Annotated in this window: 18 protein-coding genes; 8 read left to right on the top strand and 10 right to left on the bottom strand. The window is 35.0% G+C overall.

Annotated features, from left to right (window positions below; translation table 11 throughout):
- Nucleotides 1-6: 6 nt before the first annotated feature.
- The 7 genes from cgtA to uvrB all read right to left on the bottom strand — a co-directional run bounded on the left by cgtA (nt 7) and on the right by uvrB (nt 8,396).
- Nucleotides 7-1,227 carry an Obg family GTPase CgtA gene (gene cgtA, locus I8T81_RS05080; protein ID WP_019457680.1) on the bottom strand — a complete coding sequence of 407 codons (1,221 nt, stop codon included), beginning with the start codon at nt 1,225-1,227 and terminating at the stop codon, nt 7-9.
- 164 nt (nt 1,228-1,391) lie between these two features.
- On the bottom strand, nt 1,392-2,066 hold the full coding sequence (locus I8T81_RS05075) for a hypothetical protein (RefSeq protein ID WP_174739887.1): 675 nt from the start codon (nt 2,064-2,066) through the stop codon (nt 1,392-1,394).
- Nucleotides 2,067-2,077: 11 nt separating this feature from the next.
- On the bottom strand, nt 2,078-2,812 hold the full coding sequence (locus I8T81_RS05070; RefSeq protein WP_077163209.1) for an MFS transporter: 735 nt from the start codon (nt 2,810-2,812) through the stop codon (nt 2,078-2,080).
- Between the two features lie 151 nt (nt 2,813-2,963).
- Nucleotides 2,964-4,421 carry a glyceraldehyde-3-phosphate dehydrogenase gene (locus I8T81_RS05065; protein WP_019457677.1) on the bottom strand — a complete coding sequence of 486 codons (1,458 nt, stop codon included), beginning with the start codon at nt 4,419-4,421 and terminating at the stop codon, nt 2,964-2,966.
- A 216-nt stretch (nt 4,422-4,637) separates the two neighbouring features.
- The gene (gene rarD, locus I8T81_RS05060) at nt 4,638-5,582 is read right to left on the bottom strand and encodes an EamA family transporter RarD (protein WP_198072252.1); all 945 of its coding nucleotides are present in this window, start codon (nt 5,580-5,582) and stop codon (nt 4,638-4,640) included.
- 110 nt (nt 5,583-5,692) lie between these two features.
- A complete protein-coding gene (locus I8T81_RS05055) occupies nt 5,693-6,280 on the bottom strand; it encodes a lipocalin family protein (RefSeq protein WP_019457675.1) in 588 nt (195 codons plus the stop codon).
- 94 nt (nt 6,281-6,374) lie between these two features.
- Nucleotides 6,375-8,396, bottom strand: coding sequence for an excinuclease ABC subunit UvrB (uvrB, locus tag I8T81_RS05050; RefSeq protein ID WP_077169576.1), 2,022 nt, complete (start codon nt 8,394-8,396; stop codon nt 6,375-6,377).
- A 233-nt stretch (nt 8,397-8,629) separates the two neighbouring features.
- On the opposite strand from uvrB, the gene I8T81_RS18870 reads away from it, so the two are divergent.
- From I8T81_RS18870 to I8T81_RS05025, 6 genes are all read left to right on the top strand, one after another.
- The gene (locus I8T81_RS18870) at nt 8,630-9,355 is read left to right on the top strand and encodes a hypothetical protein (RefSeq protein ID WP_227602152.1); all 726 of its coding nucleotides are present in this window, start codon (nt 8,630-8,632) and stop codon (nt 9,353-9,355) included.
- Nucleotides 9,352-9,765 (top strand): GGDEF domain-containing protein, encoded by a 414-nt coding sequence (locus I8T81_RS18865; RefSeq protein ID WP_227602164.1) that lies wholly within the window; start codon nt 9,352-9,354, stop codon nt 9,763-9,765. The genes I8T81_RS18870 and I8T81_RS18865 overlap by 4 nt, the downstream gene beginning before the upstream one ends.
- Before the next feature lie 270 nt (nt 9,766-10,035).
- A complete protein-coding gene (locus tag I8T81_RS05040; protein WP_198072251.1) occupies nt 10,036-10,965 on the top strand; it encodes a cytochrome P450 family protein in 930 nt (309 codons plus the stop codon).
- A 288-nt stretch (nt 10,966-11,253) separates the two neighbouring features.
- The gene (locus I8T81_RS05035) at nt 11,254-12,429 is read left to right on the top strand and encodes an acyltransferase family protein (protein WP_265091523.1); all 1,176 of its coding nucleotides are present in this window, start codon (nt 11,254-11,256) and stop codon (nt 12,427-12,429) included.
- Between the two features lie 94 nt (nt 12,430-12,523).
- On the top strand, nt 12,524-13,315 hold the full coding sequence (locus tag I8T81_RS05030) for an A1S_2505 family phage non-structural protein (protein ID WP_198072249.1): 792 nt from the start codon (nt 12,524-12,526) through the stop codon (nt 13,313-13,315).
- A 174-nt stretch (nt 13,316-13,489) separates the two neighbouring features.
- Nucleotides 13,490-14,926, top strand: coding sequence for a sensor domain-containing diguanylate cyclase (locus I8T81_RS05025; protein WP_198072248.1), 1,437 nt, complete (start codon nt 13,490-13,492; stop codon nt 14,924-14,926).
- Nucleotides 14,927-14,958: 32 nt separating this feature from the next.
- Here the strand turns inward: I8T81_RS05025 and I8T81_RS05020 are convergent, their stop codons facing one another.
- Complete coding sequence (locus I8T81_RS05020) at nt 14,959-15,138, bottom strand: hypothetical protein (protein ID WP_002118942.1); 180 nt, start codon at nt 15,136-15,138, stop codon at nt 14,959-14,961.
- Nucleotides 15,139-15,345: 207 nt separating this feature from the next.
- Here I8T81_RS05020 and I8T81_RS05015 point away from each other — a divergent pair, with 207 nt between their 5' ends.
- A complete protein-coding gene (locus I8T81_RS05015; protein WP_198072247.1) occupies nt 15,346-16,581 on the top strand; it encodes a pyridoxal phosphate-dependent aminotransferase in 1,236 nt (411 codons plus the stop codon).
- A 53-nt stretch (nt 16,582-16,634) separates the two neighbouring features.
- On the opposite strand, the gene I8T81_RS05010 is transcribed toward I8T81_RS05015, so the two are convergent.
- Nucleotides 16,635-17,045, bottom strand: a complete 411-nt coding sequence (locus I8T81_RS05010) for a GFA family protein (protein ID WP_198072246.1) — start codon at nt 17,043-17,045, stop codon at nt 16,635-16,637.
- Between the two features lie 186 nt (nt 17,046-17,231).
- On the opposite strand from I8T81_RS05010, the gene I8T81_RS05005 reads away from it, so the two are divergent.
- Nucleotides 17,232-17,669: a PaaI family thioesterase gene (locus I8T81_RS05005; RefSeq protein ID WP_002119022.1), complete on the top strand. Its 438-nt coding sequence runs from the start codon at nt 17,232-17,234 to the stop codon at nt 17,667-17,669.
- Between the two features lie 15 nt (nt 17,670-17,684).
- Here the strand turns inward: I8T81_RS05005 and I8T81_RS05000 are convergent, their stop codons facing one another.
- Nucleotides 17,685-18,113: a hypothetical protein gene (locus I8T81_RS05000; protein ID WP_004699984.1), complete on the bottom strand. Its 429-nt coding sequence runs from the start codon at nt 18,111-18,113 to the stop codon at nt 17,685-17,687.
- Nucleotides 18,114-18,176: the final 63 nt, after the last annotated feature.

The following is an 18,176-nucleotide window of genomic DNA, read 5'->3' as shown; positions in this document are numbered from 1 at the left end:
GATTTTTTAGTCACGAACGTAGATGCTTTCTACATCATTGTCGTCTTCATCATCGTCAAAATCATCATCATCGTCCATCATACTTTCGAGACGTTGTGCTCGACGCATCGCACGATATGCTTCTTTTGCCGCAATGGTTTGTTCACGTGTTTCAACTTCTAGTTGTTCACGGAAAGCTCTTACTTCTGCTGCGTATTCAGGATCTTCAACTTCGCGTTCGCGTTGTTGTTCAATCTGATCCATCAAGTAATACACAACGTCTTTTGTTCCTTCGCTTAATAAGCCTGAGGTCTTAAAGACAGGACCAGTCCATTTCAACTCGTCTAGAATGTGCTGACACCACTCTTCACGACTTTCTTCAGCAATTTGATCCAATTTATTGAGTACTAAAACAACTGGTAGTTTGGCTAAAGTAGGAGAAAACTTAGCCAACTCATTCATAATTGCCTTTGCATTATGCGCTGGATCTGAACCATCAATTGGTTGCACATCAATAATGTGTAGAAGAATACGAGTACGTGCCAAGTGTTTAAGGAAACGAATTCCTAGACCTGCACCTTCTGCCGCACCTTCAATAAGCCCTGGAATATCGGCCATTACAAATGAACGATGACGGTCAGCATCTACAACACCTAAGTTTGGAACCATAGTGGTAAATGGATAGTCCGCTACTTTCGGTTTTGCAGCACTTACAGCACGAATGAAAGTAGATTTACCAGCGTTTGGCATACCTAATAAGCCAACATCCGCCAATACTTTCAATTCAAGACGAATTTCACGAAATTCACCTTTTATACCAGTCGTACATTTACGTGGAGCACGGTTAGTTGATGATTTGAAGTGAGTATTACCTAAACCACCTTCACCACCACCTGCAACCAGAATTCTTTGGCCGTCTTCAACCAAGTCGCCAATAATATCGCCAGAATCTGTATCAACAATTGTTGTACCTACAGGTACTTTTAAAACCACATCTTCACCACCACGTCCGGTACAGTTAGCACCTGCACCGTTTTTACCACGCTCAGCGCGGAATTTACGGGTGTAACGGTAATCGACTAAGGTACTTGTATCATCATCAGCTTGAATATAGATACTTCCACCACGTCCGCCATCACCACCATCTGGGCCACCAAATGGTACAAATTTTTCACGGCGAAAACTGGCTACGCCATTGCCACCGTCGCCAGCCTCTACGGTAATGACTGCTTCATCAACAAAGCGCATTTGCCAATCCTCTAAAAACTCTAAAACCGCCTATTCTGCCATATTTTCATAAAATTCTCGAATAGAAAATCGAGAGAATTCAACTTTCCTAGGTCTTATTCTATATCTTTTGATATTGATAAAAGTTTAAAGCTGATCAGAGTCGCTTTTTATGCATTGATCCCTTATGGATGAACATTGCGTAAAGGCAAATCCATCTTCATATCTAAATTCGCTTTTGTGTGCTGTACAGAGTTATACATAATGGCATTAAAGCTTGAGATATTGCCCATTTCCATTGCATCATTAATTTTCAAACTTGGATTAAACTGATGTTTAACTGGTAAATTTACCGACTCATCGAACTCAAAATAAACTGGACCATTAAAAGCAATTTTAACGGGAATGGTATAACTACGTTTTAACTGAAATGGAATATCAAGATTAATAGGAATATTTAATTTTAATGGAAATCTAGGTAATAACTTATTTTGGTAAATTAAATCGGTAGTTGTTTCCAAAGGCATAACCTGATCAACTTTCAGAGTTGTCGCATAATCAACACTTACTGTAATTGGCGTCTCGACTTCAAACTGCAAATCAGCCAAATACCTTCCCTTTAATGGTACCGAAATCTGACGATCAATCTTAATTGAGGTATCAAGTTTACCTATAGACTGTACCTGTAAATTATTACCAACATGAATTTTTGTCTCTAATGACTCCGGTAAACGAATATCCGACTCATGTGCAGACACTACAACTGAAGCTTGTATATTTAAATAAAGCCAAAATAAAATTGCCGTGAGTACCATAATCAGAAAAAAACTGATCAGCATACTTTTTATTGAACCAAGCATCAGTCATCTTCCTACTTATTCTGGTTCTGATCAGGTACAGATGTAGCATTATCGGCTTTAACGCGATTAAGGCTCATACTTGATAAAGGTATTTTTAACTCACCATGCTCAATTTTAACTGGCAACGTATTTTTCACATCTACTGAAGCATTTAAAGCAGTTTTTACAGGTACATTCAAACTACCTTGAATCGGAATATTGGTCTTTAATTGAGCATTTAGAGGAATATGAAGATCTTCTTTTAAAACTGTTTTAACTGGAGCATCAAACTTCAAATGAACTTTTTGATCGAGTGGTACTTGAATATCAATAGGTACATCAAGCTTTAATGGAATATTACCTTTTAATGGCAAAGTTATATCCTTACCTAATACTCTGACTTGAACTTTAGTATCTATTGGGAGGCTTTGATCAACTTTTAATGTTTCTTTAACTGGAATAACAGTGCTAATTGGCACCATATTATCGAAATAGACCCGTGGGGTTAACGTCTGTGTGAGAGGGATAGTTAACTTTTCATTAATAGGAATATTCGCATTTACTCTACCCTTTACATCGACATTTAAGGCATCTTTGACTTTAACCTGTACCTGCAAAGGCTCTTGTAAATCAATCGCTACAGCTTGGTTTTTCAGCGGGATATAAATATTAAAATGCTTGAAAACCCAAATGGCGATGAGTACACCACATATATTCGCGATGATGATGAAAAAGAAGACGATTAATAATCTTTTAAACTGCTGCAATTCCAATCCCTTTTACTATTTCTTTTTGTTCCTTAAATCCTATTCTCATTGATTTTTAAAAAATAATCAGCATATATTTTGTACAGTTGTAAAAAAACCCAGTCTAAACTGGGTCTTTTTGTCACAATATTTTATCTAACGTTAAATAGAATTAAGCGTTAGTTTCTGCAGGAATTTTTGTATAGCTTACGCCACACATTTGTTCAGCAATACGTAATACTTGGCAGCTATAACCTACTTCGTTATCGTACCAAACATATGCAGTTAAGCGGTTACCAGAAGTAATCGTTGCTTGAGCATCATATACACCAGCTGTACGAGAACCGATAAAGTCGCTTGATACCACTTCTGTAGAGTTGGTATAACCGATTTGACCTTGAAGGCTAGAGTTAATCGAGATTTGACGAATGTATTCGTTCACTTCTTCACGATCAACTTCTTTATCAAGTGTTAAGTTTAAAATAGCAAGAGATACGTTTGGCGTTGGAACACGTACAGAGTTACCAGTTAACTTACCTTTTAATGCAGGTAATGCTTTAGCAACAGCTTTAGCAGCACCAGTTTCAGTAATAACCATGTTCAATGTAGCGGCACGACCACGACGATCAGCTTTGTGGTAGTTATCAATTAAGTTCTGGTCATTTGTAAATGAGTGAACTGTTTCAACGTGACCATTAAGAACTTTATATTTATCATCCAATACTTTAAGAATTGGAGTGATTGCATTTGTTGTACAACTTGCAGCAGAAATGATTTTATCTTCATCTAAGATGTCAGTGTTATTTACACCAAATACAACGTTTTTCATTTCGCCTTTACTTGGTGCAGTTAATACTACACGTGCAACGCCTGGGCATTTCAAGTGTTGGCTTAAGCCTTCAGCATCACGCCATTTACCAGTGTTGTCGATTAAAAGCGCGTTTTCGATACCGTATTCAGTGTAATCAACTTCACTTGGGCTAGATGCATAGATGACTTTAATGAAGTTACCATTCGCAATGATTGCTTCGTTTTCTTCATCAACAGAGATTGTACCAGCGAAAGTACCGTGAATAGAGTCACGGCGAAGTAAAGAAGCACGTTTCGCCAAGTCACCATCAGAAGACTTACGAACAACAATCGCTTTAAGGCTTAAACCACGACCTAAGCCTGATTGGCTAATGATTAAACGAGCTAAGATACGACCAATACGACCAAAACCGTAAAGAACTACGTCTTTTGGTTGTTCAGAAGTTGCGCTACCTTTAATTGACTCAACTGCTTGAGCAACAAATGCGTCAACATCACCGCCTTTTTCTTTATATTCAACTGCAAGTTTACCGATATCAACTTCTGCAGAACCAATGTTTTCAACTTTTGCTAAAGCTTCTAAAATTGGGAATGTATTTACAACAGAAAGCTCAACATCTACAACACGTGTACGACGGTGAGTTTTCAAAATTTGAATAACAGAACGGTTAATTAAAGAGCGACCGTAAACAGATACGACAATATTTTTTTCACGGTATAATTGACCGATTAATGCAATCATACGTTCCGCGATTTCTTCACGGTTTTTCCAACGACCTTGGTGTTCAGCATGCAGGGCGATGATAGTGTCTTTGCTCACAGATACGTCCTCTAATTAATTATATCTAGGCGTGATTTTTAAAACCCCGTAATTGTAATGGAATTATTGGCAAGAATGAATCAAAAGCTGACGTTAGTAGCTAGATTTTCCTAAAATTCATCATAAATTCATAAAATACCTATAATTATTTTTTATTATCTTATTGTTTAAAGCAGCTAAATTTTTGCTTTTTCTTACTTTTTGAATTCTGATGCTCTAATGATGAGCATCATTTTTTAATCTTTTTTGATATTTTTCGATATTCAACTGCAAATTTTTGGCTTTTTGCTGCTGTTGATAAAGATGAAAAGCACCTTCTAAAACAAGTACAAAAACAGCAAACCAGATTGGAATATAAGTAAACCACTCTTCTCGACCAACACTTTCACCTAAAACCAACGACGCTAAAGCAAGCAATACAGGTTCTAGATATCCGAGCAACCCAAATACCACTAAGGGTAAAAAACGGCTAGCCAATATATAACTTCCTAAACCTATAGCACTAAGTACCCCTAGCCCCACAATGACCAAAGCAAGGGTTGGTTGATCTATAAATTTAGCATATGGCAATACACCTGTATGTGTCAGATAAATCGCTACGGGCATAATAATCACAAGATCCCACCAAAAACCGCCCAAATTATCGGTTTTAATTTTCTTGCGTAACAAGAAATAAGCTGAATAACCAATGGCAACTAAAGCAGTTTCCCAAGCAATACTTCCTAAGCGAAAAATTTCATGGCCTACCCCAACTATGGCCAGAATAATAGCGACCCACTGAAATTTTGATATTTTTTCGCCATATAGCACACTACCAGCTAACACCAATACAAGCGGTAGCAGGAAATATCCCAAAGACACTTGTAAACCACGGCCATGCATTGGCCCCCATAAAAAGAGCCATAGCTGTACCGAAGTCAACACGGAGGTGGTGATGAGCAATAAAAGAAAAGAGGGGTTTGCCAAAATACGCTGATAGATATTTTTAATATGACTTAAATCACCACTCCACCACATAAACACACTTAAAAATGGCAAAGTTGCAATAATACGCCATCCAAAAGTCTGCTCACTATCAAGTTGGCCGAGTAATTGGGTATAGAAATAAAGTATACCGAAAGTTAATGATGCCATGACAGAGAAAATCACGCCTTTTAACATCGCCAACCTCTTTATACTTCAATAAAAATGAAGCGATACAATACTTGATTTATCAACTATACAAAAGAAAAAACCATGTGAAGACATGGTTTTTTCTTAAGCAAAATTTTTTACTCTTTGTGCTCAGAGTGAATAATATCTCGAATATCAAATCCTAATGTTTTTGCATAATTCAGATATTCATCAACTACCTCTTTTTTAGGGTGCGGCGTTCGAGATAATACCCAAAGATATTTACGAGAAGGCTCTCCAACTAAAACAGTCTGATAGTCTTCATCTAGTTTTAAAATCCAATAATCACCACGAATTACGGGTATCCATCTTACAGCCTCAGGTAAAAAACTAACCTTTAGTTTAGTGTTATATGGTGGATTCACTACAAATGCTTCACCAATAGATTGCTGTAATTGTTTTTGATTATCATAACAACGGTTATCTACAACAATATTTCCATTTTCATTTAATGTATATGTTGCAGATACGTTATAAGCACATTTTTTTTGAAAAAAAGCTGGTTTACGTGCGACTTCATACCACACACCTAAATAACGGTCTAATTCAACTTTATCGACAGTTGGTAACGGTTTTTGCTGGGCGTAGGCATATGTTCCAACGGCTAAGCCAGTCAGAACAATCCCGCCCAATGCAATTTTTGCCAAGCGCCAACTGGCTTGCGGAACATTTTTTCGAAATGCCATTGTTGCCCTCAACTTTTAGTTGTGAATACAAAAATAACTTAAACATCTACAGTAGCTTGTTTTTTAAACAAATCATGTAGTGTTATGTATCCATTTATTGCAACATTTGCGCTTTTAAACGAACAATTTCATCACGAATGCGAGCAGCTTGCTCGAATTGTAAGTCTTTCGATGCCTTTAACATTTCTTTCTCAAGCTTAGTAATATGCTTACTAAACAGTTTAGGATCAGAAAGAATATGTCGATCGTCAGCACTCAGGGCTTTTGCCTGCTCTAATACCTTCTCATCAATTTGATCATCTGAAAGTACTTCACCTGCATCAATTTCTTTGATCACCTGACGAACAGCGCTACGAGGTGTAATACCATGTAGCTCGTTGAACTCAATTTGTTTGGCTCTACGGCGCTCGGTTTCATCAATTGCTTTTTGCATAGAATCGGTAATTCTATCCGCATATAAAATTGCTTTACCTTTCACATTTCGGGCAGCTCGACCAATGGTCTGAATAAGCGAACGTTCTGAACGTAAGAAGCCCTCTTTATCTGCATCTAAAATAGCAACTAAAGAAACCTCTGGCATATCCAAGCCTTCACGAAGCAAGTTAATACCGACTAAAACGTCGAATACACCTGTACGTAACTCATGAATAATTTTGACACGCTCAACCGTATCGATATCTGAGTGCAAATAAGCAACCTTAACGCCATATTCTTTTAAATAAGACGTTAAATCTTCTGCCATACGTTTAGTTAAAGTGGTCACCAACACACGTTCATTTAAATTCTTACGAATATTAATTTCAGAAAGCACATCATCGACTTGAGTAAGTACTGGGCGAACTTCAATTTCAGGATCAATCAAACCTGTAGGACGAACGACCTGCTCAACCACTTGTTCTGACTTTTCCAATTCGTATTTAGCTGGCGTTGCACTGACAAAAATAGTGGTTGGTACAATACGTTCCCACTCTTCAAATTTCATTGGGCGGTTATCAAGTGCACTAGGTAAACGGAAACCATAATTCACTAAGTTTTCTTTACGTGAACGGTCACCTTTATACATTGCGCCAATCTGAGGAACCGTTACATGCGATTCATCAATAATAAGTAAGGCATCGTCTGGCACATAATCAAACAATGTCGGTGGTGCTTCACCTGCTGGACGGCCCGATAAATGACGAGAGTAGTTTTCAATACCATTGGTATAGCCTAGCTGCTGCATCATTTCCAAATCATAACGAGTACGTTGTTCAATACGCTGAGCTTCAAGTAACTTGTCATGTTCACGGAAGAACTTAAGCTGGTCTTGAAGTTCATCCTTAATGGTATCAATCGCACGTGTTAAGTTATCTTTTGGTGTCACATAATGGCTTTTTGGATAAATCGTGACACGTGGTACTTTGCGCACCATTTTACCAGTGAGTGGGTCAAACCAACGAATTGAGTCTACTTCATCATCAAAAAGCTCAATACGAATTGCATGTTGGTCCGATTCAGCTGGGAAAATGTCAATAATTTCGCCACGAATTCGATAAGTACCACGTAAGAATTCAAGTTCATTACGGGTATATTGCATTTCAACCAACCGGCGAATAATTTCGTCTCGACTCACTCGGTCACCCTGCACCACATGCAATAACATTTGCATATAGGCATTTGGGTCACCCAAACCGTAAATTGCAGATACAGAAGCAACAATAATTGCATCACGACGCTCTAACAAAGCACGTGTTGCCGATAAACGCATTTGATCAATATGGTCATTAATTGCTGCGTCTTTTTCAATGAAGGTATCTGAAGACGGAACGTAAGCTTCTGGTTGATAGTAGTCATAATAACTTACGAAGTATTCAACTGCATTATTTGGGAAAAAGGCTTTAAATTCGCCATAGAGCTGCGCTGCTAAGGTCTTATTGTGCGCCATTACAATGGTTGGCCGTTGTGTTTGGGCAATGACATTTGCCATGGTATAGGTCTTACCGGAACCAGTCACACCCAACAGTAACTGATTACGAAAACCTTTTTCGACGCCATTTACCAGCTTTTCAATTGCCTGTGGCTGATCACCCGCTGGCTGGTAATGAGTGACCAAATCGAAAGGTTGATTTTCGTTCACAGTTCTCTCTCTTTTATAAATATGCGTAATTTGCTATTAATGGAGTCAATAAGCCAAATTTACAATCATTTTTCTGTACTTTAATCAGATTTTTGATTACATATAAGTGAATATCTTCAAATTTTATATTTTCATAATTTAAAGACTCAATCTTGAATTTACACATGAATACACTTTATTCTATGCATTTCAAAAATATGAAAATTTAAAAAATTGCTGTGAATCCCATCAATATGCAATATTTTATATTAATTGTTCCAAGTTGCCTGTTTTTGATTGGACTCGCTTTTACATTTTGCCGCTTAATTTTTAAAGCTGATCTTTTTTTATTATGGATTGGCTTAGCTTATGTTATTCCCTCAATTGCATTATTTGCTCAATGTTTAATGAACAATGCACAACTTACTTTAGCAGCTCCTTTCACAGCAATTTTATATTTATTAGGCAGTTGGTTCGGTGCCTATGCTATTAGTCTGAAGTTAAAGGTTTCTTTTAGGCACAAATTAGCATTAGCGATTAGTTTATGTACGATTGCTATGTTGACCTATTTTTCATATATACAGCCCCAAATATGGGTAAGATTAATTATTTTAAATATTTCTTTGGGTTTAGTAGGTTTTATTACAATTCCACATGTACTAAAAAAATTACCGTCCTCTAAATCATTTGATAAATGGATCTTAATTTTTTATTTGATCAGTGTTTCATATTCTTTTTTTCGAGCTGGGATTAACTTCATATTTTTAGAGCCTATAGATCAAAGTCAATTTACCTTAACCTCATCAGTATGGTGGCTGCTATGTATGTCAGCCAACATCCTCTTAAATATTTTATTTGCTCTAGTCATTAGTGGATGCGCCGTCAAAGATGTTATTCATCATCTTAATAATGAACGTTTTCAAGATCCGCTCACTCATTTATTAAATCGTCGTGGTTTTTTTGAAAAAATAAAGTTATAGATTTTGGTAATAGTTTTTATTTTTTAATATACTTCGAGCTTGATCATTTCAAAACAATTAATGATACATGGGGTCATTATACAGGTGATCTAATTTTAAAAGGTGTTAGTGAAATAATATTAAATAATAAAAAGGCTAATGACTTAGTAGCACGCTTTGGAGGTGAAGAATTTATTTGCTTGATCTCGGCTAAAAATGAAAGAGATGCTTTACACCAGACACAATTGCTTAAAGCTTTGATAGAACAAACTGTATTTACGAATAATAAAATTAAAATTACAGCAAGTTATGGACTCACCTCTATAAAAAACTTACAGGACATTGAACAGGCTTTGCATCGTGCAGATCATCTCCTCTATAGAGCTAAAGCAAATGGTAGAAATCAAATTTCATATGATTTATCCGTTTAAATAAAAATAAATATACTTATATGAATCAAGCAAGAAAAATTTCATAGACTTAAAAAAATGCAGTTCAGATATTTTTATTGAATGAATTGGATCATGCTTCTGAAAAAGCATATTCGATTCAAACTAAAATTTAATTTTTATCAAAATATTATCTCTTATTTGAGAATAATTGAGTCTTATCATATATAAAATATTGAATGTTTTAGTGAATAGTATATATTCAGACCACTTCACTATCGAAAAATAATTTGAACCACTACTGGCATGCTTATGAGTAAATTAAATAAAATTATTGTGCTACTTTCTCTCACCATAACATTGCAGGCTTGCGGTAATGAAAGCTCAACTACTGATCCTGTTATCATTCCGCAACCACATGCTAAAAAAGATGTATATGTACTGGGCAGTAGTACATTTGAGTATATGAACAATGCACTGACTGCTACAGCATCTCGGAATAATTATAATCTCATAAATTATGCTAAAGCGAGTGAGTATTTATATAGTATGTGCTTGAGAGTTGGTGCTTTTCCTGGTACCGTTAGATTCAAAAACACACAACTATTATTAAATACAAAAAATTATTTCGATGCTGATTGGCCAATGGATCATGCATTAAAAACTTTTGATGTAAAAATTAATGATAATCAAGGACAAATTGGCGTTGATGAAAATGGATATTATTTTATATCTCAACAACTTATAAAAAAAGATATAGATAAAAACACATATTACCCTATATATAGTTTATTTCCCAAGGTTAAAAGCGACTCTATTTTTATCGTTAACCTAGGTAAAAATAACTTACTAAGTGGAGACCAAACTCAAGGAAGTTCTCAATATGTTATTGAAAAATCTAATCAATGTATAAACTGGATTGATGAAAATCTTACACACAATGTTTTAGTCGTGGGTTTCTTTACTACTACACAACCCTCTCAAGGGCTTATAGACAAAGTAAATTTTGTAAACAATTCTCTATCAAAAACATACTCAAATCATTATTTTGATTTAAAAAAATATATAGAAAGTGATGAAATTTGGAATGACACTTCAATCCCCCCCACAACAGATGACATAAAATATCAAAAAAATCAATATGTTCCTTTAAGTTTATCTAGAGATGCCTACCATGTAAATGAAAAAACAAATGTTGCGATCAGTAATAAGCTAATAAATTTAATATCTAATGGATTTTAAAGATTAACTTTGAAGTACTGTACTGACACAGACCTCATGTCAGTACTTCAAAAGAAGTAACAATTCTAGAACATGCAAGATTAAATTTAAGAAAACCTTAATAAAAAGAACAAAAAACAAACAATTAAATTAAAAAATAACCAAATTAAGGTTGAAAAACATACAAACAATAACAAAAACAAAACATTTGTGTTCATTATGTGTAAGAATTAAATATTACATTTTTATTACAAGCAAGTTATGATTTTATCAAAAAAAGTCATTGGGTTAGATTTAATTAGGTTTTGTATGGCTTTAGTTATGGTGCTATACCATATTCAATCTTTGTTAAAAGATTCTATATTAAACCTCCTTAGTTTCAATGGTTTTTTTGGTACAAGTACTTTTTTTATACTTTCTGGATTTATTTTAACACATGTATATTTCAAAAAAATTAAAGATAATAAATTTTCTAATTCAACCTTTTTAATTAAAAGATTTTCTGCATTGTATCCAATTCATATTATGACAATGTGTTTATCCCTTTTTACCTTTTTCTTGTTGCAGCTAATTGCTAGAAGAGGTTTTCCAATTGAGCAGGCATATCAAACTATTCCGGGTAATGATAGTTCTGCTGGAACATTCGAATTCTTTTTTTCTTATCTTTTACAATATATTATTGAAAGTTTGAGTTTAGTTCAAGCTTGGGATTATAGATTTTTATTTTTAAATATAGCAGCTTGGTCTATCTCAGCTTTATTCTTTTTTTATTTAACTTTTCAATTTTTTGTTAAAAAAATTCAAGATCACAAACATCTAAAAACTCTTTTGATTTGCTGTTGGATAAGTTCTATGTTTCCAGCATTGTATTTTACTATTACACAAAATTTTAGCTCTGATGTTGTAGGAATAATACATAGAAATCCTTTATTAAGACTCCCTGATTTTATTGCTGGAATTATTTTTTATTTTATATGCTTAAAAGCAAATTCAACAACTAAAAAATTTCAATTATTGTTTTTTTTAATTGGGATACTAGGTTTTATTTTAATGAATATATTAGTTAAAATGAATCCAAAACAATGGTTTTACTTATCCCATAACGGTCTATTTTTATTTACTCAACTTGCATTAATTTATAGTTTTCTACAAATAAATTTTAAAAATCAGAATTTATGCTTGATGATACAAAAATTAGGAAAGGCTTCTCTTTCTATTTATATGTTACATTTGCCACTTATATCAATATATTTTATAATTTATAAATTGATTATTGCTACTATCAACTCACCAAATTTTCATGAACTTATGATTAATGCAAAGAAGATTGATCATTTAAGTACAATTTCAGTTTTTATATTTCTCATTTTACTTGTACCACTTAGTATATATCTTCAAGAAAAAATATTTACGCCTATCCAAATTAAACTTTCAAACTCACTCATTAGGCGTAAAGAGAAATTTAAAGAAAGAATATTAGGCTAAGTTGCTAAACAGGGATTAATTTCCCTGTTACTCCTCTTGACCTCTAGTCTTTTCCCCTTCAACATGAGCTTATACTCTATTTAATGATAAGAATATGTCATACCAATACCATGATGAAAGCATTGTAACGGAACTTCCTGAAGATACAGTTTTCGTATTTGGAAGCAATCTTGCCGGGCAACACAGTAGTGGAGCTGCCCGAGTTGCTAGTCAGCACTTTGGTGCAGTTGAAGGTGTAGGTCGTGGCTGGGCTGGACAAAGCTTTGCAATTCCAACTCTAAATGAACATATTCAACAAATGCCACTCTCCCAAATCGAGCATTATGTTGAAGACTTTAAAATTTATGCAAAAAATCATCCTAAAATAAAGTACTTTGTGACTGCTTTAGGATGTGGAATCGCAGGTTATAAAGTTTCTGAAATTGCTCCACTTTTTAAGGGCATATATCACAATGTAATTTTCCCTGAATCATTTAAACCATATGTCGAAGAAAACGCTGTTTCACAGTTCCCGACACTTACTCAAAAAATGGTTCAAAGTTTCATTAATGATGAAGTCATCTTTTACTTTAATCATGGTAGCGAGTCTTTTGAAGAAGCTTTAGATAAAACAGATTTATCGAATGCTGAAAAAGCAGTAGCACTTATCGTACTTAATGAAGAATTGTATCCTCGTGACCGTTATGGCAGAGGCCGTGATCATGAATTAAGTGATATTTTGGGTAAGCTCAATGGTAAGATTTTCAATATTCATGGTAATTCAGAAGGCGCGATGATTTTCGTAAGTGTTATTGTTGCACTTATGGAACTATATGATTTCGATGAGCAAGACTTTATTAAATTATGGCGTGGTGAAAAACACATTGAACACCCAATTAACCGCTAATTTATTTTGTCATTTTATGAGTTAAGCAGATAACCTCTGCTTTCTCATTATATTATTTCACTTACATTAAATATTCTTTATTTTAATTATTCTAATAGATTTAATCTATTTATCTTTCCAAATCTTAATTTTTCTCACTATACTTTGAGACAAACTGAATACTTAAAGAAACATATGGAAACTTTAGATTCTTCAATTTTTGACCTAACCCCAATTCCAATGTGGATTGAGGATTTCAGTGAAGTTAAACAGTTATTTGACTTATGGAAAAGCCAAGGGATTGAAAACCTATATGATTTTCTAAGCCAAAATAAAAATCTGATTATTGAATGTGCCCATAAAATTAAAGTGATCAAAGTCAACCAAAAAGCTTTAGAACTTTTTGAAGCAAAAAACCAAGAAGAACTGTGCGCGAACTTAGATCTTATTTTTAAAAAAGAGATGTTTGAAGCCCATATTCACGAACTCGAAGCGTTATGGAATGGCAAAACCCACTTCTCAAGTACTACTATAAATTACACGCTCTCTGGTAAACCTATTGATGTACAACTACGGGGGGCAATTTTACCAGGCTCTGAAGCCACCTTTAGCCGTATTTTAATTACGACTGAAGATATTACTCCTTACAAAAACGCACTCCGTCAAGAAGAGAAAAATAGACGTTTAGCAGAGTCAATGTTTATTTACTCACCCACTTCTCTTTGGGTCGAAGATTTTAGTCGTATTAAAAACAGAATTGATCAGCTTAGATTATTAGGTATAGAAGATTTTAGAACTTTTTTAGATGTACATCCTGAATTTGTTCGTCAATGTATCGAAGATATTTTGATTTTAGATGTTAATCAGTCGACCATCGATTTATTTAAAGCACCCGATAAAAACACTTTGCTAAAAAATACCCATAAAATTTTTGCCGATGAGATGGTGGAAACCTTCAGAGAGCAACTGATTGAGCTATGGCAAGGAAATATTCACCACAAGCGTGAAGCCATTAATTATGCATTAGATGGACAAATTAGAAATGTTCTACTGCAATTTACTGTATTCCCAGGCTATGAAGAGACATGGGGACTGGTACAGGTTGCACTCACAGATATTACAGCTCGAAAGAAAGCTGAAAATTATCTCGAATATTTAGGGCAACATGATGTACTGACTAAACTCTATAACCGCGCATTCTTTACAGAAGAACTTAATCGTTTAAATCGCAGTATTATCCGCCCTGTTTCATCAATTTTTTTAGATATGAATGGTTTAAAAGAAACCAATGATCAACTGGGTCATGATATTGGCGATGGGTTGTTACGCCGTGTAGGTAACATTCTAAATCAGGCAATCACAAATACTGCTTATACCGCTTCTCGAATTGGTGGAGATGAGTTCGTTGTTTTAATGCCCGGAGCAGACGAAGCGAATGTTTTAATGATGCTTCAAACAATTCAGGAACTTTTCAATATAGATAATCAATATTACTCAAGTCACCCAATTAGTATTGCTATTGGGCATGCAACAACAAAAGACAATGAACAGGTGGAGGATATGCTAAAACGCGCAGATCACCATATGTATCAAAAGAAAAAAATCTATTATCAAGGAATATTACAGCAATAAAAAACAGGCATATTGCCTGTTTTTTATTTAAATTAGCGTTTACCCATTGAGCGACGAGTACCACGAGGAGGCATCCAAGTTCTATCAGCATATTGCTCTGGCTTCGGACGCACTTGGTTGTGTACAGCATCATCCGCTTGATTACTTTCATTCGGCATTGGGAATGGCAATTTCACCAAAGCCTTTTTCTGTTTTGGCTGTTGCTCAGTCATAATTCAGTCTCGAAATTTCGATTGCCGCCTATTATAAAGTATTTTTCTCCTTTCTTTCCAAAAAAGCTTTAATTGAATAAAAGCGCAACAAGATCCTTCTTAAATTAAACTTTTTTACATCTAAAAATACCTGCATCCGCAAATTACCTAATTTTTGCGATAAGATAGTATGCTTTTTATTTTTAATCCCATAAGAGGAATATTGCCGTGGACGTACGTCTTTCTGATCGTGTCAATGCTATCAAACCGTCCCCTACACTTGCTGTAACTAACAAAGCTGCTGAGCTTAAAGCTGCTGGCAAGAATGTGATTGGTTTGGGTGCTGGCGAGCCAGATTTTGATACCCCTCAACACATTAAAGATGCTGCAATTGAAGCAATTAATAATGGTTTCACCAAATATACGGCTGTAGATGGTACTCCTGGGTTAAAAAAAGCAATTATTGCTAAATTGAAGCGTGATAATAATCTTGATTATCAAGCGAACCAGATTTTGGTGTCATGTGGTGGTAAGCAAAGCTTCTTTAACTTGGCACTTGCATTATTAAATAAAGGTGATGAAGTGATCATCCCTGCACCGTTCTGGGTAAGCTATCCAGATATGGTGATTATTGCTGAAGGTACACCAGTTATTGTGAAATGTGGTGAAGAGCAACGCTTCAAAATCACTCCTGAACAATTAGAAGCTGCGATTACACCAAACACTCGTTTAGTGGTATTAAACAGCCCATCTAACCCAACAGGTATGATTTATAGTAAAGCTGAATTAGAAGCTTTAGCTGAAGTTTTACGTCGTCATCCACAAGTATTTGTTGCTTCTGATGACATGTATGAACCAATTCGTTGGGAAGATGAGTTCTACAACATTGCAACTGTTGCTCCAGATTTATATGACCGCACAATTGTTTTAAATGGTGTTTCTAAGGCATATGCAATGACTGGTTGGCGTATTGGCTATGCAGCCGGCCCAGCAAAAATCATTGGTGCAATGAAAAAAATCCAGTCTCAATCAACTTCTAACCCAACTTCAATTTCACAAGTTGCTGCTGAAGCTGCATTAAATGGACCACAAGATGTTTTAGAACCAATGATTAAAGCGTTTAAACGCCGTCATGACTTAGTTGTAAACGGCTTAAACGACATCAAAGGTATCTCTTGTTTACCTGCTGATGGTGCATTCTATGCATATGCAAACATTCGCCCTCTTATTCGTGCAAAAGGCTTAAAGTCTTGCACAGAATTCTCTGAATGGTTACTTGAAGAAACTGGCGTAGCAGTTGTCCCTGGTGATGCATTTGGTTTAGGCGGCTTCATGCGTATTTCATATGCAACAGCTGATGAAGTACTTGTTGATGCGTTAGCACGTATCAAAAAAGCTGCTGAATCGATTGAAGGTGTTGATGCTGCGATCGCTTCAATTGAAGCAGAAAAAGCTGCTAAATAATTTGTAAAATTAAAAAAAGGCCTCAAAATTGAGGCCTTTTTTTATAATTAAAATTATTCTGGGTTAAACAAGGCGACTACCTCAGCCTCAGTTAGTTTTTTTGTTTGATTTTGGAAAGTATAAAAATCGGGTTTTGAATCAATAAAAATTTCCATATCTAAATTCAAGTCTTCTATTGGCTCATTTAAAGAAAATACATTGATATTACAGTAGTTTTGATCTTTCGTTCTCCAAAAAATTGTTGTTCCACAAGTATTACAAAAGCCTCTTTCGCCCCATTCAGAAGAGTTAAATACGCTAAGATGCTTTTGCTGAATAAACTTTAAACTACCTTTGACCACATCAACTGTCATAATGACACCACTAGTTTGTCTACGACACATCGAACAATGGCAAGCATGTACATCATGATTTTTTAATTCAACTTTAAAAATTGTTTCACCGCATAAACACTGACCGTTCATTATTATTTTCCACAAGAAGTTTATATTTTTAGGGTTATAAAATATTCTACTCAACTACATTTTACAAGTTTATAAACTATAAAACAGCCATATTTCTTATGCTTGCCAACTTGACAATATGCATTTTAGCGCCTAATTTAACATCAAGTTCCATTTTAGAACTTTAATTACTGAAGGACTCAAAAAATGAAAAATCCTATGGAAATGACAGGCCTCGAATTTTTACAAGCTATGATTGAAGGTCACATTCCACCTGCCAGTATAAGCAAAACTATTCCAATGCAACCTACTGAAATTTCTGAAGGATCTGTGACTTTCAAAGCACAAGCAGATCACAACCATTTAAACCCATTAGGTGGTGTACATGGTGGCTTTGCTGCAACAGTCCTAGACTCCGTAACAGGCTGTGCTGTTCATACAATGTTACCCGCAGGTGTGGGTTATGGCACCATCGACCTTAATGTAAAAATGTGCCGCCCTATTCCCCAAAATCAGGCTTTAATTGCCACAGGAAAAGTTATTAATTTAAGTAAAAACTTGGGTATTTCCGAAGGTAAAATTATTGATGAAGAAGGTAAACTGTATGCTTATGCGACAGCAACCTGCATGATTATTCGCCCATAAAGAATAAAGGCAGCTTTAAACGGCTGCCTTTTTTATGACGTAAGGAATAATTGGACGTTCACAAGTTTGAGCAATCACATATGGCGCCCAAATATTTTTAAGTTGAAGCTCGACCACTTCACGATGCTGAGTAGACCAAGCCAAAACTTTATTTTTACCTAATAATAATTCGCCATCGAGCTGGAAAATATAAAGAGGTTGCGATTGATCTAGCAATTTGGAACACTTTAAGACTTTAAATGAAGTACGCACATTCCACTTTGAACTAAACCAGAGTTGTAGCAAATCACCTAAGTACAATCTCTGCTTTTTAAATGGAAAAGCATCAATCCACGCATCTTCTACACATGTGTAATAGGATTCAGGTTGATTTAATATATTAAGATAATTACGTTGATAAAAATCAAAATTAGAAAAAATAGAAGCAATAGTAAGTGTTTTCATACTTATCTCCGATTTAGCCATTTTAGTGCTGGCAAGTTGGTTTAAATCCACACTGTTTGGATT

Source organism: Acinetobacter seifertii, assembly GCF_016064815.1.
GTDB lineage: Bacteria > Pseudomonadota > Gammaproteobacteria > Pseudomonadales > Moraxellaceae > Acinetobacter > Acinetobacter seifertii.
This window is presented reverse-complemented; position numbering and strand designations above follow the sequence as displayed.